This is a genomic window from Streptomyces hygroscopicus subsp. hygroscopicus (genome assembly GCF_030269125.1).
Lineage (GTDB): Bacteria > Actinomycetota > Actinomycetes > Streptomycetales > Streptomycetaceae > Streptomyces > Streptomyces hygroscopicus_C.
In genome coordinates, this window is the sequence record NZ_BSSM01000003.1 from 324659 (window position 1) to 339835 (window position 15177).

Annotated in this window: 15 protein-coding genes and 1 pseudogene; 5 read left to right on the forward strand and 11 right to left on the reverse strand. The window is 69.9% G+C overall.

Annotated features, from left to right (window positions below; genetic code table 11):
- Nucleotides 1–7: 7 nt before the first annotated feature.
- Together QSK45_RS09560 and QSK45_RS09565 are read left to right on the forward strand one after the other, a co-directional pair.
- Nucleotides 8–886, forward strand: a complete 879-nt coding sequence (locus QSK45_RS09560; protein ID WP_285555128.1) for a TauD/TfdA dioxygenase family protein — start codon at nucleotides 8–10, stop codon at nucleotides 884–886.
- A 38-nt stretch (nucleotides 887–924) separates the two neighbouring features.
- A complete protein-coding gene (locus QSK45_RS09565) occupies nucleotides 925–1683 on the forward strand; it encodes a hypothetical protein (RefSeq protein WP_285555130.1) in 759 nt (252 codons plus the stop codon).
- A gap of 143 nt (nucleotides 1684–1826) precedes the next feature.
- On the opposite strand, the gene QSK45_RS09570 is transcribed toward QSK45_RS09565, so the two are convergent.
- From QSK45_RS09570 to QSK45_RS09595, 6 genes are all read right to left on the reverse strand, one after another.
- A complete protein-coding gene (locus QSK45_RS09570) occupies nucleotides 1827–3371 on the reverse strand; it encodes an FMN-binding glutamate synthase family protein (RefSeq protein WP_285555131.1) in 1545 nt (514 codons plus the stop codon).
- A gap of 193 nt (nucleotides 3372–3564) precedes the next feature.
- Nucleotides 3565–4005 (reverse strand): MarR family transcriptional regulator, encoded by a 441-nt coding sequence (locus QSK45_RS09575; RefSeq protein WP_285555133.1) that lies wholly within the window; start codon nucleotides 4003–4005, stop codon nucleotides 3565–3567.
- Nucleotides 4002–4496 carry a MarR family winged helix-turn-helix transcriptional regulator gene (locus tag QSK45_RS09580; RefSeq protein ID WP_285555135.1) on the reverse strand — a complete coding sequence of 165 codons (495 nt, stop codon included), beginning with the start codon at nucleotides 4494–4496 and terminating at the stop codon, nucleotides 4002–4004. The genes QSK45_RS09575 and QSK45_RS09580 overlap by 4 nt, the downstream gene beginning before the upstream one ends.
- A gap of 10 nt (nucleotides 4497–4506) precedes the next feature.
- Complete coding sequence (locus QSK45_RS09585; protein WP_285555136.1) at nucleotides 4507–4698, reverse strand: hypothetical protein; 192 nt, start codon at nucleotides 4696–4698, stop codon at nucleotides 4507–4509.
- Between the two features lie 98 nt (nucleotides 4699–4796).
- Nucleotides 4797–8399 (reverse strand): DNA polymerase III subunit alpha, encoded by a 3603-nt coding sequence (dnaE, locus tag QSK45_RS09590; protein ID WP_285555138.1) that lies wholly within the window; start codon nucleotides 8397–8399, stop codon nucleotides 4797–4799.
- 219 nt (nucleotides 8400–8618) lie between these two features.
- Nucleotides 8619–9380 carry a maleylpyruvate isomerase family mycothiol-dependent enzyme gene (locus QSK45_RS09595; RefSeq protein WP_285555139.1) on the reverse strand — a complete coding sequence of 254 codons (762 nt, stop codon included), beginning with the start codon at nucleotides 9378–9380 and terminating at the stop codon, nucleotides 8619–8621.
- Between the two features lie 246 nt (nucleotides 9381–9626).
- Here QSK45_RS09595 and QSK45_RS09600 point away from each other — a divergent pair.
- Nucleotides 9627–10448, forward strand: a pseudogene (locus QSK45_RS09600) (IS5 family transposase).
- On the opposite strand, the gene QSK45_RS09605 reads toward QSK45_RS09600, so the two are convergent.
- Together QSK45_RS09605 and QSK45_RS09610 are read right to left on the reverse strand one after the other, a co-directional pair.
- Entirely contained in the window at nucleotides 10445–10780 is a 336-nt protein-coding gene (locus QSK45_RS09605; protein ID WP_285555141.1) for a hypothetical protein, read from the reverse strand. The pseudogene QSK45_RS09600 and the gene QSK45_RS09605 overlap by 4 nt on opposite strands.
- A gap of 633 nt (nucleotides 10781–11413) precedes the next feature.
- The gene (locus QSK45_RS09610; protein WP_285555142.1) at nucleotides 11414–11962 is read right to left on the reverse strand and encodes a GNAT family N-acetyltransferase; all 549 of its coding nucleotides are present in this window, start codon (nucleotides 11960–11962) and stop codon (nucleotides 11414–11416) included.
- A gap of 283 nt (nucleotides 11963–12245) precedes the next feature.
- Between QSK45_RS09610 and QSK45_RS09615 the strand changes: the two genes are divergently transcribed.
- Nucleotides 12246–12392 (forward strand): hypothetical protein, encoded by a 147-nt coding sequence (locus QSK45_RS09615; RefSeq protein WP_285555144.1) that lies wholly within the window; start codon nucleotides 12246–12248, stop codon nucleotides 12390–12392.
- Between the two features lie 207 nt (nucleotides 12393–12599).
- Here the strand turns inward: QSK45_RS09615 and QSK45_RS09620 are convergent, their stop codons facing one another.
- Nucleotides 12600–13292, reverse strand: coding sequence for an SDR family NAD(P)-dependent oxidoreductase (locus tag QSK45_RS09620; RefSeq protein WP_285555146.1), 693 nt, complete (start codon nucleotides 13290–13292; stop codon nucleotides 12600–12602).
- Between the two features lie 128 nt (nucleotides 13293–13420).
- Nucleotides 13421–14263 (reverse strand): helix-turn-helix domain-containing protein, encoded by an 843-nt coding sequence (locus tag QSK45_RS09625; RefSeq protein WP_395485294.1) that lies wholly within the window; start codon nucleotides 14261–14263, stop codon nucleotides 13421–13423.
- Nucleotides 14264–14401: 138 nt separating this feature from the next.
- Between QSK45_RS09625 and QSK45_RS09630 the strand changes: the two genes are divergently transcribed.
- Nucleotides 14402–14725, forward strand: a complete 324-nt coding sequence (locus tag QSK45_RS09630; RefSeq protein ID WP_285555149.1) for a putative quinol monooxygenase — start codon at nucleotides 14402–14404, stop codon at nucleotides 14723–14725.
- A gap of 113 nt (nucleotides 14726–14838) precedes the next feature.
- Here QSK45_RS09630 and QSK45_RS09635 read toward each other — a convergent pair whose 3' ends face one another.
- On the reverse strand, nucleotides 14839–15054 hold the full coding sequence (locus QSK45_RS09635; protein ID WP_285555151.1) for a hypothetical protein: 216 nt from the start codon (nucleotides 15052–15054) through the stop codon (nucleotides 14839–14841).
- Nucleotides 15055–15177: the final 123 nt, after the last annotated feature.

Below are 15177 nucleotides of genomic sequence, written 5' to 3' on the forward strand. Positions count from 1 at the left end.
GAACCACGTGGAGGAGTACGCACTGGAGGCCGTCGAGCGCCTCACGACCCGGCCGCCGGAGCCGTACGAGACCCTCTCGGTCCGGATGATCACCCCGGTGCTCGGCGCGGAGGTGTCCGGCCTGGACCTCTCGCGGGAACTGACACCGCAGGAGGAGAAGGAGGTCAAGCACGCGTTCCTCGCCCACCACGTGCTCGTCTTCCGGGACCAGGACCTCACCCCCGAGCAGCACAAGCGGTTCGCCGGCCTCTTCGGCGAACTGCACCCCGTGGCGCTCCCGGCCGAGGGCTCCGATCCGTACATCCTGGAGATCAAGGCCACCAAGGAGTCCCGGACGGTCGCCGGTGACGGCTGGCACGCCGACGGCACCGCCGACGCGGCCCCCTCCCTGGGCTCCATGCTGTACCTCACCACGGTCCCCGAGGGCGGCAGCGGCGGGGACACCCTGTTCGCCAACATGCACCTGGCCTACGAACTGCTCTCCCCGGCCCTGCGCGCCTTCCTCGACGGTCTGACCGCCCTGCACGACGGCGCGCTGCCCTGGTCGGCGGCGGGCCTGACCCCGCCCGCGGAGTACGACGTCCCGCGCACCGAACACCCCGTCGTGGTCCGGCACCCCGACACCGGCCGCAGGCTGCTGTTCGTCAACGCCCCCTACACCTCGCACATCACCCAGCTGTCCCGCGCCGAGAGCGCCGCCCTGCTCGACCTGCTGTACGCGCACGTCGCCCGCACCCCGCTGTTGCAGTGCCGGGTCCGCTGGGAGCCCCGCACCCTGGTGTTCTGGGACAACCGCTGCGTCCAGCACCACGCGGTGTGGGACTACTTCCCGCACACCCGGCACGGCCACCGCGTGGCCATCGAGGGCACCCGCCCGCGGGCCTGACTCCCGCCGCACCGGTGGGGAAGGAGACGAGGACGCACGTGAGCACCGACACCGCGGGGGCCGGGGCCTTCCGCACCGCGCTGGCCACCGCCGCCCCCACACCCCCGGCGGACGCCTCCGTACCGGACGGGGTGTGGCCCTTGCTGACCGCCCTGTACGAGGAGCTGCCGGGCTCCGCCGCGGACGGCTGGGCCCGTGCGGTGCACGGCGCCCTGCGGGCCGGGCCGCCGGCGGCCGGGCTGTGGGCGGTGCACGCCTGGCAGGCCGGTACCGTCCTGCCGTTGCTGGCCGCCGCCTGGCCGGACGACGGGTCCGGCGCGGTGGCCGCGCTGACCTCCCTGCACCGCGCGGCCATCCGCGCCCCGGTGGCCTGCGACAGCTGGCGGGCGGCCCTGCCTCCGGTGCTGCTGCGCGTGTACGGGGCGGCGTACGACCACCGCTCCGCCTACGCCGAGGCGCACGCCAACGCGCGTTCCTACGCCCTCGCCCACGGGCACACCCCGGCCGAGGCCGACGCCTACGGGCACCGGTACGCGGAACTCAGCACGGACGCGAACGCGGCGGCCTTCGCCGAGGCCCATGCGCGAGCGGTGGGCGACGCCCTGGCCCGTGCCTACGCCGGTGACCGCGCCGGGGCCTACGCGGCGACGTACCCGGCCGCCCAGGTCCGCGCGGTGGTCCGTGCCCTCGGACGTCCCGCGCCGCCCTCCGTCCACGCGGCGGGCGCGGCACCGCACCCCGCGCTCGCCCCGGCCTACGGGCTGGCCGATGTCCTGCGCTCCGGCCGACGCCCATAGCGCTGCGCGGTTCCTACGGGGCCGGGGACGGACGCCGGTGCCGGCGGAACCGGCTGTCCACCGGTTCGCGCGCGTGGGACGGGACGAGCGCGAAGGAAGAGCACTCGTCCGCACGGGTGTGGGACCTGCTCGCTGTCGGCGCGTCAGACCGCCGGCTTCGGAGCGGCGTTCGGGCCGACGGCGAGCAGCGCGGTGATCTCGTCCGCGAGGTGCGGGGCGAGTTCGCCCCAGCCGTCCTTGTAGCCGTAGACGCCGGCCAGGGTACGGGCCTCGTAGCCGCCGTTCATGATCTCGATGTCGTTGGCCGTGATGAGTGCCGGGTGGGCGACGCCGACGGCCGCCGAGACCTTGATCAGCTCCTTGCGCAGGGTACGCAGGTAGACAGCGGCCCGGGTGGCCTTCGAGGCCGGGTCGAGGCCGCGCGCCAACCACGGGTTCTGGGTGGCGATGCCGGTGGGACACGTGTCGGTGTGGCACTTCTGCGACTGGATGCAGCCGATGGACAGCATCGCCTCACGGGCCACGTTAATCATGTCGGCGCCCAGGGCGAAGGCGACCGCGGCGTTCTCGGGCAGGCCGAGCTTGCCGGAGCCGATGAAGGTCAGTTGGTCGGTCAGTCCCCGCTCGGCGAAGGTGCCGTAGACCCGGGAGAAGCCCATCCGGAACGGCAGCGACACCGAGTCGGCGAAGATCCGCGGCGCCGCCCCGGTACCGCCCTCACCCCCGTCGACGGTCACGAAGTCGACACCGCGGTCACCACGGGCCATCAGCGTGGCCAGCTCCTGCCAGAAGCCCATCTCCCCGACCGCGCTCTTGACCCCGACCGGCAACCCGGTCTCGGTGGCGAGCAGTTCGACGAAGTCGAGCATCGAGTCGACGTCGCTGAACGCGGTGTGCCGCGACGGGGAGGCGCAGTCCTCGCCGACCGGGATGCCGCGGATCGCGGCGATCTCGGGAGTCACCTTCGCGCCCGGCAGCATCCCGCCCAGCCCTGGCTTGGCGCCCTGCGAGAGCTTGATCTCTATCGCCCTGACCGGAGCGCCGGAGACCACGTCCTTGAGCTTGTCCAGGTTGAAGCTGCCGTCCTCGTTGCGGCAGCCGAAGTACGCCGTACCGATCTGAAGGACGATGTCGCCGCCGTTACGGTGGTACGGCGAGAGGCCGCCCTCGCCCGTGTTGTGCATCGTGCCCGCCAGCGCCGCCCCCTTGTTGAGCGCCGTGATGGCCGCCCCGGAGAGCGACCCGAAGCTCATCGCCGAGATGTTCACCACGCTCGCCGGCCGGAACGCCTTGGCACGCCCGCGCGGCCCACCCAGCACCTTGGCCGAGGGCAGTGGCGCCTGCGGGTCGTGCGCGTCGGGCAGAGGGCCGGCGAACGTGCGCTGCTTCAGGTAGGGGTGCCCCTGCACGTGCTCGACGTCGACTTCGGTTCCGAACCCGAAGTAGTTGTTCTCCTCCTTCGCCGACGCGTAGATCCAGGTGCGCTGGTCACGACTGAACGGGCGCTCCTCCTCGTTGGATGTCACGATGTACTGCCGCAGCTCGGGCCCGAGCCTCTCCAACAGGTACCGGGCGTGCCCGATCACCGGGAAGTTGCGGAGCAGTGCGTGTTTCTTCTGGACGAGGTCGCGGGCAGCCAGAAGCGCCACCGCTGTCGCGGCTGCCACGCCGATCCTCCGGGCATTCATGAAACGTTCCTCCTCGATACACGACTCCACGCCGTGCGGTGCGGTCGTCGTGTCGTGTGGGGCGTTGGACGGCGGGCACGGTCAAGCGGGTCTCAGTGTCCGTCGAAGAATGCGAAATGATATTAGGAGGCCACTCGGACAGGCGTGGGCAGGGGCATGGTCCGGGGGCACCCCGGACTTTGCTGACCCTCCGTCAGATCAGCGCCGCGAGTTCCGCGTTGGCGCGCTCGGTGACCAGGGCGAGGACGCGGCCCGCGGCGGTCAGGTCCGCTGCGGGTATCCCGCCCCAGATACGGGCGGAGATGGGGGCGGTCTCCTCGCCGACGGCGGCCATCAGCTCGCTCCCCGCGTCCGTGGGGCGCAGGTGCGCGCCCTCCGCGACGAGCAGGTGCCTGGCCAGCAGTTCGTCGAGAGTGGCGCGGATGTCGGCCGGATCGGCCTTGAGGGAGTCCTGGACCTGGGCGACGAGGTCGTCCGGTGTCCGCGGGGCGTCGGCGGTGATGGCGGCGCGCAGGGCGACCTGCTGTTGGAACGTGATGCCGTGCCGGGCCAGTACGTGCTCCAGGACGCCGCGGGCGGCGTAGTGGGCCAGAGCGAGGTCACGCGGGCCGACGGCGGGTGCGGTGGTGGTCATGGTGTTGTCCCCTGAGTGTTCTCGTCGTTCGGTGCGGATGGAACCAGAGGTGCGTCGAGCAGGGTCGTCAGCTCGTCGGTGAACGCGCGTACCCGCGGGGCGTCGAGGCCGCCGATCGGCTCCAGCAATTGCTGGAGCAGTTGCTGGACCACCGTGATGGCCTGCCGCGTGACGGCCCCGCCCCGCTCGGTGAGGGCGAGCTGTACGGCGCGGGGGTCGCGGGGGTCGCGGGTGCGCTCGATCAGGCCGGCCGACTCCAGGGCGCGCGCGAGCTTCGAGACGTACAGCGCCTCCAGGCCGGTGTGGTCGGCGAGCCGGCGCTGACTGGGCCGCTCGCCGGCGAGCTGCATGCCGTACAGCGACGCGACCAGTGAGTACTGCGCGTGGGTGAGGCCCAGCGGAGCCACCGCGCGATCGACCGCGACGCGCCACTTGTTGGCGAGCCGCCACACCAGGAAGCCGGGCGTCGGGCCCGGTGAACCCTTGCTCATGCCAGATAGATTACATGGCTACTATGTCCATGGCTACTATTTTCCGGCCGAAGGACCGCCCGACGGCCCGGGTGACGCCACCGCCGTTGTGCTGCTCGGCGGTGCCCCGGACGGACACGTGGCAGGCCGAGGACGGCGCGCTCGGCGTCGCCTGCCAGGAACCCTTCTTCGCGCCCGCGGGGCTCGACGCCTGTCCGCTCATCCGACGCCGAACCGAGCCGGCGGATCGCGACCGACCTCCCGCGAGGACATGGCTTCGCGGCGGGCCCGGTCTCGCCTCGTCGCCGGCGCGACGGGCGGTCACGCGATTCCTCGCCATGCGTCAGGCCCGAACGAGCCCTTGATGTCGGAGGCGATGGTGGTGGCGTTCACGGTGGCCTGCAAGCGGTAGACGGTCGTCTTCCGCGTTCCGCGGACCGAGAGGTGGACGGGGTTCTCACCGGGGTGGGCCTTCACGATCCGCCTGAGTTCGCTGATCGCGGGCTCGTTGATGCGGTGGTAGGGCAAGGCGAGTACCACAGGTGCCGCGCCGGCGCGTTCCGCCGAGGTGACGTCGAGTACCTGTAGTTCCTGCCCGAAGACGCTGACCGAGCCGTCGCGGTCGTTGACGCGGCCCTGGACGGACACAACGCTGTCTTCGACCAGGGCCCCTGCGACGAGCTGGTAGGCGGCGGGGAAGAAGAGGACCTCGATCGTGCCGTCGCGGTCGGCGAGGTTGACGATGGCCCAGCTGTTGCCCTGCTTGGTCATCTTCAGCTGGACGCCGGTGATCAGGCCCGCCAGGCGCACGACGCCCTCGATGCGGCCGGAGGACAGCAGGTCGACGATCGTGGTGTCCCGTTGGGCGGCGAGGATGTTCTCGGTGCCGTCCAGCGGATGCGCCGAGACATACAGGCCGAGCATCTCGCGCTCGGTGGACAGCAGTTGCTTGCGCGGCCACTCGTCCTCACCGATCCTCATGTCGAGGCCGAACCCGGAGTCGCCGTTGCCGCCGTCGGCGCCGCCCAGGCCGGCGAACAGGTCGTGCTGCCCGTACGCGGCGGCCTTCTTCAAGGGCACGACCGCGTCGACCGCCGTCTCGTGCACGGCTGCCAGGCCCTTTCGGGTGTGCCCGAGCGAGTCGAACGCCCCGGCCTTGATGAGCGAGTCGATGGCCCGCTTGTTCAGCGCGGGCAGGTCGACCTTGTCGAGGAAGTCCTGGAACGAGATGAACTTCCCCTTCGACCTGCGTGCCGTGAGGATCGACTCGATCACGTGCTCGCCGACGTTGCGCACCGAGAGCAGGCCGAACCGGACGTCGTCGCCGACGGCGGCGAACTCGGCCAGGGACTCGTTGACGTCGGGCGGCAGGACGGTGACGCCGAGCTTGCGGGCGTCGGCCAGGTAGACGCCGGCCTTGTCCTTGTCGTCGCCGACCGAGGTCAGCAGCGCGGCCATGTACTCGGCCGGGTAGTTGGCCTTCAGGTACGCGGTCCAGTAGGAGACGAGCCCGTATCCGGCGGTGTGGGACTTGTTGAACGCGTAGCCGGAGAACGGGAGCATGACGTCCCAGATCGCCTTGGTGGCCTCCTCCGAGTATCCGTTGCCCGTCATGCCGGCGTGGAAGTTCTTCCACTCGGCGGCCAGGACCTCGGGCTTCTTCTTGCCCATCGCGCGGCGCAGCATGTCGGCGCCGCCGAGGGTGTATCCGGCGAGGGTCCGGGCGATGGCCATGATCTGCTCCTGGAAGATGAGCAGGTGGTGGGTGCTCCCCAGGATCGGGTCGAGGACGTCCTTCAGCTCCGGGTGGATGGGATCGGGTTCCTGCTTGCCGTTCTGCCGCAGCGCGTAGTTGGTGTGCGCGTTGGCCGCCATCGGGCCGGGCCGGTACAGGGCCAGGGCGGCCGCGATGTCCTCGAACCGGGTCGGTTCCATCAGCTTCAGGAGCGCGCGCATGCCGCCGCCGTCGAGCTGGAACACGCCGAAGGTGTCGCCCCGGCCCAGTAGTTCGAAGGTCTTCTTGTCGTCCAGGGGGATGACGGTGGTGTCCGTGTCGCCGTCCAGCGGGTCGACGGTGGCGAGCTTGACGCCGCGGTTCTCCCGGATGTTCTGCAGTGCGTGGTCGATGACGCCCAGGTTCCGCAGGCCCAGGAAGTCCATCTTGATCAGGCCCATGGCCTCGCACGACGGGTAGTCGAAGCCGGTGATCTTCACGCCGTCGGAGGCCCGCATGTGCAGCGGGATGCGGTCGGTCAGCCTGGTCTTGGACAGGATGACCGCGGCCGCGTGGACGCCGGTGCCCCGGGTCAGGCCCTCGACGCCCTTGGCGGTGTCGATGACCTTCTTCACGTCCGGCTCGTTCTCGTACATCTGCCGGATCTCGCCGGCCTCGCCGTAGCGCGGGTGCTCCGGGTCGAAGATGCCGTCGAGCGGGATCGACTTGCCCATGATGTCGGGCGGCAGCGCCTTGGTGATCCGCTCACCGTGGGAGAAGGGGTAGCCGAGGATCCGGGACGAGTCCTTGATCGCGTTCTTGGCTTTGATCTTGCCGAACGTGTTCACCATGGCGGTGTACGCGTCGCCGTACTTCTCGGTGACGTAGCGCACCATCTTGTCGCGCCGGCGGTCGTCGAAGTCGAGGTCGACGTCGGGCGGGTTGATGCGTTCGGGGTTGAGGAACCGCTCGAACAGCAGTCCGTGCTCCAGCGGGCACAGTTCGGTGATCCGGGTCGCGTAGGCGACGATCGAGCCGGTGGCCGATCCACGTCCCGGTCCGACGGGGACGCCGTTGTCGCGGGCGTACTTGCAGATGTCGGCGACGACGAGGAAGTAGGAGGAGAACCCCATCGGGCCGATGACGGCCATCTCGGTCTCGAAGCGCTCCAGCACCTCGGTGGGGACCGGGTCGCCGTAGCGCATGGCGAGCCCCTTGAGGACCTCCTTGCGTAGCCAGGACTCCTGCGTCTCCCCCGCCGGCACGTCCGGGAACTGCGGCATCTCGTCGACGTAGTCGAAGACCTCGTCGTACGAGCCGATCCGCTCGGCGATCAGCAGCGTGTTGTCGCACGCCTCCGGCAGTTCGGAGAACAGGGCACGCATCTCGTGCGCGGTCTTCAGGTAGTAGCTGCTGCCCTGGAACCGGAACCGCTTCTCGTCCGCCTTGTTCTTGCCGACGCCGATGCACAGCAGGTTGTCGTGCGCGTCGGCCTGGTCCTCGTGCACGTAGTGCGCGTCGTTCGTGGCCAGGAGCGGGAGGTCCAGCTCCTTGGCCAGACGCAGCAGTCCCTCCCTCACCTGCTGTTCGATGGGCAGCCCATGGTCCATCAGCTCCAGGAAGTAGTTCTCCTTCCCGAGGATGTCCTGGTAGGCGGCGGCGACCTCGCGTGCCTCGTCGTACTGGTTCAGCCGCAGCCGGGTCTGGATCGCGCCGGACGGGCAGCCGGTCGTCGCGATGACGCCCTCGGCGTGCTCACTGATCAGCTCCATGTCCATGCGCGGCTTGCCCGCCGGGAACTGCCCGGTGTAGCTGGCCTCCGTCGACAGGTGGAAGAGGTTCCGCAGGCCCTGCGCACCCGTCGCCCACATCGTCATGTGGGTGAAGCGGCCACCGCCCGAGACGTCCTTCGATCCCTCGCCGTCGTCCGACATGGCGCGCTGCCCGCCCGGACCCCAGAACTCCCGCTTCCGGTCGCGCCGCGACGACGGAGCGACGTACGCCTCGATCCCGATGATCGGCTTGACGTTCTCGAAGCCCTTGGCCACCTGCTGGAACTCGTACGCGCCGAACATGTTTCCGTGATCGCTCATCGCGACCGCGGGCATCCCCTGCTTCGCGACCTCGGCGAACATCGGCTTGAGCTTCTGAGCGCCGTCGAGCATCGAGTACTCGGTGTGGTTGTGCAGGTGGACGAAGGACCTGGACATCGGGTGCACACCTCCGCGCGGGGCCAGGGGGAAGCCCGCAGGCTACCCCCGGACCCCGTCGACCACGGCGACTCGACACCCCGAACCGGTCGACGGATCGACGCGGGCCCCGGGACACCGCCGAGGCCGTACCGGCCGTCCGCCGCCCGGAGGCGGAGCTGTTCGCGATGTCCGCCGACGCGGACGTCCCCAAGGCCGTCCGCTGGCGGTATTGACTGGCTACTCCTCGGGCTCCCAGGCGATCAGCTGCTCGAACACCTGCTGGTCGCCCTCGATCTTCAGGTCGCTCATCGTGAGGCGGCCCCAGACGAAGAGGAGCAGTTGCTCGGCCGTGCCCGTGGCGGAGGCGGAGGCGGGCGCGGCGCCGTCCGTGAGGGGTGCGGGCCAGGCGCCGGTGCCGTCCAACGCGAGGAGCCAGGAGCGCCCCTCGATGGCGTGGTAGTGGATGGTGGCGTCCTCGTGCGGCCAGGCCGCCGGGGTGGAGTTGCAGGTGTCGAGGAACTCGGCCACGCCGTCGATCGCGACGTCCACCGGCATCGGCTGCACGGCGCCTGCGGCGAGCTGGGCGTCGTAGGTGTGCACCAGCACCTCGTGCACCCGGCGCCGGGCAACGCCCCGGGCATTCGCAGGCGACACGCCGGCGCCCCACCACGCCCAGCACTCGCGCTCCGGGCCAGCCGCGCGAAGCGCACTCAGCAGCAGCTCGTTCGACTCGGCGTACCAGGCCAGTAGCGCCTCGAGCTCGCGCGGCACCTCCGCGGCATCCTTGGCCGGCGGAGCCTCGGCCGGGCCCGCGGCGACGATCGCGGCCCACCAGCGCTGGCCCGTACCCAGGTGCTGCACCAGATCGAACAACGTCCACTCGGGGCACGACGGCACCGGCGCGTCAAGGCTGGGCGCGGCGGCAACCGCACTCCGGAACGCGGCCGACCGCTCGTCGATCAGTTGCAGCAGGGCGGGAAACTCAGGACTCTCTGTCACATCGCTTACGTATCACCCCAGCTCAGCCGACCGCACCCTGTTTTCCAGGCCGTCAGCTGCGAGAGCCGGAGCACCTGATGGAAAGCCTGGTCACAGCCAAATTCCCTTCCCAGCCGGCTCGTTGAACGAGTCATGGGGAAGGGGAACGGTCCTCCGTGGATGGTGCCGGATGACCTGTTGGGGCGGGTCGAGGCGTCAGAACTCCTAACGAAATGATCTTCAAGGTGGTTGGATCACTCCGGACCGATGATCCGGAGGTGTGGGGTGGCTCGGCGGAAGCCGTGGGATGTCGATGACGAGCTGTGGGCGGTGATCGAGCCGTTGTTGCCCAAGGTGGAGCGTCGGGTTCGGCATCCAGGGCGCAAGCGGCATCCGGACCGGCTGGTGTTCCAGGGGATCCTGTTCGTGCTGCACACCGGGATCGCCTGGGAACATCTTCCGCAGGAACTCGGCTTCGGCTCCGGCGCCTGGCCGAATGGACCGAGGCGGGGGTGTGGCCACGGCTACACAAGGTCCTCCTCGCCGAGCTCCGCGGCGCGAATGCCCTGGACTTCTCCCGTTCGGCTGTCGACGGCTCCCACATCCGCGCGTTAAGGGGGCCCCAAGACGGGACGAAGCCCTGTCGACCGGGGCAGGGCGGGCAGCAAACACCACCTGATCACCGACGCGACCGGCATCCCACTCGCCGCCACTCTGACCGGCGGTAATCGCAACGACGTCACTCAGCTGATCCCGTTGCTCCAGGCCGTACCACCGGTGCGGGGCAAGCGCGGCCGGCCCCGGCGCCGCCCTGATGTGGTGCTGGCCGACCGGGGCTACGACCACGACAAGTACCGCCGCCTGCTCTGGGACCTCGGCGTGAAGCCGCAGATCGCCCGCCGCGGCACCGAGCACGGCTCTGGCCTGGGCACCCAACGCTGGGTTGTCGAGCGAGCGTTCGCCCACCTGCACTGGTTCCGCCGCCTGCGCATCCGCTGGGAGATACGCAATGACATCCACGAAGCCTTCCTCAGCCTCGTTTGCAGCATCCTCTGCTGGCGACGGCTGAAGAAGCTCCGGGCGCGTTAGCTTTCGTTGTCCTGGGCAGCACTGAAGCCGCGATCTTGGATCACCGGGAAGACTTGCTGTGTGGTGGTGATCCAGGCGTCGATGTCGGCATGGGACGACCTGATGGCGCTGATCAGTGCCTCGATCACGTCCAGCTTCGGCGTGCCGACGTTCCGGCTGAGCTCGTCCATCGACACCTCTTGGTACGACATGACCAGCTGCCACCAGAACCGCATGAGGAAGCGGCATTCCTGCGGGTCACGGTCGTCTGCGAGGCGATCATGAATGACCCTCTGGACGTGCCGCCGCTGCTCATCGTCACGAAAGCCGTTGTTGAGGTCAGTCAGAGTCACGTCCGGACAGTAGCAACCGTTCGTTCACGTCCCCTGAGTTAGCTCTCAAGTCCGCGTAGAGCATTCCGTTAGGGGTTCTTACTGCCGGTCAGGCAACGACGTCCACGCGCCATCCCGGCAACCTGCCAGTGGACGACCGTGGTCGCCCGCCGGGCATCTTGTTCGTGCTGCACACCGGGATCCGGTGGCGGAGGACGCCTTCCACCTGCGGGCCCGGCCCGGCGCGAGAGCGGCGAGGCATACGTCGGCACCCACAGCGCCTGGGACCTGCTGCGCTGGGCGGGCGTCATCCACTCCAAGGACACCCTCAAGGACGCGCTCCGGCACGGGCAGCGGCCGACCACGACCGTCGTCGCGCGGCGCCTCCCCAGGAGGAGTACCGGGAGCCCACTCCGCAGGGGCGGCACGCCTGCTTCTCTGAACTTGGCCGCTCGGGCATCTGGTTGGTCGAGACAGGCGGCTGACGTCTCGCGAGGACCGCGCCGGCGGCCGGTGTCAGCCGACTCCACCCTTGATCGGCGCAATGGGGAACGCTCGTCGGCGTCGGCGTCGGTAGGCGTCGGCGTCGGCGTCGGTAGGTCAACTGCCGCGCTCGCGGCGGTTCCGGCCATGCGGACGCTGCCGGGCACGACCTCAGTCGGACAGCGTGACCGGGGACCACATGCCGAACCACTGCTCGGCGCCCCAGTCCTCATACCGTTGCACCTCGGTGAACCCCAGCTTCGCCGCGAGGCGCATCGAGCGTTCGTTGGCGGTCTGGGTGGTGAGCACCACCGGCTCGCCGGGCAGCGCTCCGGCGCACCAGTCGAGGGCCGCCGCGCACGCCTCCGCGGCGTACCCGTGTCCCCACGCCCGCGGCAGGAACATGTAGCCGAGCTCGGCCTCCGAGGCCCCGGGGCGGACGTGGACCGGATGCTCCGGGTCGCGCCGGTCGAGCGTGACGATCCCGATCATCGCTCCGCCGAGATCGGCCACGAAGAAGCCGGGGCGCCGCTTGGGTGTCTCGGGCAGCGCACGCTCGAACTCGTCGCGCTGCCGGGGGCCGCCGATGTAAGTACCCACCTCCGGCGAGGTGAACAACTCGATCACCGCCGCACGGTCCCGGGCCTCGGGCTCACGGAGCACGAGCCTCTCGGTCCTGATCGGGGCAGGTGGCCAGGCGACGGGTCCTAACTCAGTCATGCAGGCCAGCCAATCAGCAGGCTCGGTAGCGATCAAGGCCCGCGGACCGATCAACCCGCCTGTCCGGCACGTCCTGCACGTCCTGGACGTCGGAATGCATCACAGTCGACCGCCACGTTCCTGGTCCGGAAAGGGCATCCGGACTTACCGAACTCCTTGCCCGAGAAGTCCGCGCCCGCGACCGCCAGGTCGACGTCGAACACCTCCGCGTCCATCTGCCGCGCGTCCTGAAGACGGCGGCCGACACCGACACCGGCACCGGCACCGGCACCGGAGCGAGCGCATGACCGCCACCGGCCTCCACGACCTCGTGACCAGCGAGGGTGACGACGGCACCGTGCACCCCGCCGAACGACTCTGGACGCCCGGCGAGGACGCGGTGGAGAACGGCTTCATCGTCCACTGCGGCCTTCGTCACCGGTCTCGATGACCCCGCCGACGACCACGGCCCATCGCCCGCATCCCGCGCGCTGTCCACACCCGAGCTTGCGCGGCCGGACCCCGCCGGGTGGCGGGGCCGATCTGGATCACGCCCCAGGTCGGACACGCGCGGGGAGCAGTGGCCCTCTGGCGCTCCGGGCCGCCGCGCATGTCCCTCGATTCGGCCGGCGGGCCGGTGGTCGGGGCTGGAACAGGGTCACCAGGGGAGGGTGCCGGAGCGGTCGATGAACTGTCCGGTGGGGCCGTCCGGGCCGATCGTCGCGAGGGCCACGATGGAGTCGGCGCCCTCGGCGATACTGTGCCCGATGCCTCCGGTGAAGTCGGTGGCGGTCTGGCCGGGGTCGGCGGCGTTGACCTTCACGTCCTTGAGTTCCCTGGCGTACTGCGTCGTGAGCATGGTGACCGCTGCCTTCGACGCGGCGTAGAGGGGCAGGGCGTACCGCGACTCGACCCGGGCCGGGTCCTGGGTCATGCTGAAGGAGCCCATTCCGCTGGACACGTTGACGATGACAGGGTGCGACGACTTGCGCAGCAGCGGCAGGAAGGCGTGCGTGACGCGCACGACGCCGACGACGTTCACGTCGAGTACGGCACTCATGTCGGCCCCGGTGTAATCCTCGACGGGCCCGACCCGGCCGAGAACGCCGGCGTTGTTGACCAGGACGTCGACGACCCCCTCGTGCGCGGCGACGTCGGCCGCGGCGGCCTCGACCGAGTCCTCGTCGGTCACGTCGATCTGGACGAACCGGGCGCCCAGCGACGCCGCCGCGGCCAGGCCGCGCTCGGGATCACGGGCGCCGACGACAACGGTGTGACCCGCCTCGATGAGACGACGGGCGGTCTCCAGACCGAGGGACTTGTTGGCTCCGGTGATGAACGTGGTGGTCACGCTAGGTTCTCCGCTCCGAACAGCGCCGCGGTGCGCCGTTCACGGACTCGATGCTGCGCCCCCGGGAGCCTGACCGGGAGCCACGGCACTTCCTGGTACGGCGCGTACCACCCACAGGAGCGGGGCCCTCACTGCTGAAGGGACATCTTCTGGACGCCGACGGCGGTGAGCAGATCGAGTTTGCTGCGGGCGTCGGTGCCCGGCTGCGGTGTGTACACCACGAGCCGGAGATTGCCCTGGGTGGTCAGAACGTCGGAGACCAGGGCGATGTCTCCGACCTCGGGGTGTTCGGCGAACTTGCGCGCACTCTCGTGACCGCCCACCGAACGGCGGCTCCACAACTCACGGAACCGTGGGCTGCGGCTCAGCCTCTCGATCAGCGCCGGCAGCTCGGGATCGTCGGGGTACCGGCTGGTCGTCGCGCGCAGGTCGGCGATGAGCGACTCCTCGAACGCCGCCCGCTCGGACGCCGTCTGCCGCACCCGCGGCAGCTCTCCCAGGAACACCCACACCAGGACGTTGCGCTCCTCCGACTCACGGACAGCCAGCTCACCGAACGTGGCCGCGAACAGCGGGTTCCAGTACAGCAGCCGCCAGGTGGCGTCGTAGAGCGCCAACGGATTGGCGGAGAGCTGGTCCATGATCCGGTACAGGTTCGCCGGGACCACGCGCGGGACCCGCCGGGGGTCTGCGACGTGGCCGGCCATGCGCAAGAGGTGGGCGTGCTCGTCGTCGGACAGCTGCAGGGCGCGGGCCAGTGCGGAGCACACCTGCGCCGAGGGCGTCTGCACCCGCCCCTGCTCAAGCCGGACCACATACTCGACCGAGATGCCGGCCAGCATGGCGAGCTCCGCACGCCTGAGACCAGGGACCCGACGGGCTGACCCGTGCGCCCACCCCACCTGCGCGGGATCCAGCCGATCCCGCCATGCCCGCAACGCGTCACCGAGTTGATTCATGCACACCATCATCTGTCACCCGTCGCACAGCCGGGTGGTACGCGGTGTACCAGGAAGCCCCGTGGCTCCCGCCGACGCGCTCCGGGACGCAGGATCGAGTCCATGCGCAGCACAGAGGGTGCTGTTCCGGAAAGTCAGAAGGAAGTCAGCATGACCGCCACGTCGAACCGCTACGTCACCGTGCTGTGGGAGGCCCGTGCCAAACCCGGGAAGGAGGCCGAGATGAAGGCGTTCATGACCGCCGCCGTCACCCCCTCGCGCAACGACGCGGGCAACATCGACTACGAGGCCCACGAGGTCGAAGGGCAACCGGGCACGTTCGTCATCCTCGAGCGCTGGGAGACCCGCGACGCCCTCGAGAACCACCTCCAGGCAGCCCGCATGCAGACACTGGTTCCCCAACTGCTGGAGCTGATGGACGGCACCGTCGAGGACGGGATCCGCTTCCTCCAGCCGTTCCGCCCGGCGCGGTAGTGCGACCCGGGTCTCGGACGCCTGCCTGCCGAGCCCCGCCCTGCCGTCGCCGCAGCCGGAGTCCATGACGGTGAGGATCTCGGGATCGCCCGGCTGCCAGTGCCTGGCCATAATCAACCGGGCTCCCCCGTCCCGGAGTTGGCTGGCGGTGACCTGGGTGGCGTCGTCCACCCGGCCCAGGCGGACCGCGTCCAGGGAAGCGACCCAGGAGATGCGAGTTCGTCGCGCTCGGCCCGCACCTTGGCCAGCTGGACGGCCGGATTTTCTTCGAGTTCGTCGAGTTCCGCACGTCGCGCGGTCATCCGTTCCAGCAGTTCGGGATCCAGCATGCATCGGATCGTAGAAGGCGTCCTGGCCACGGCAGGCAGGAACTGGTGAATCGCCCTGCCAGACGATCTACTGCGCAGACTGCCGCCCACGAACACGAGCACCCCCGAGGACCCGTCACACCA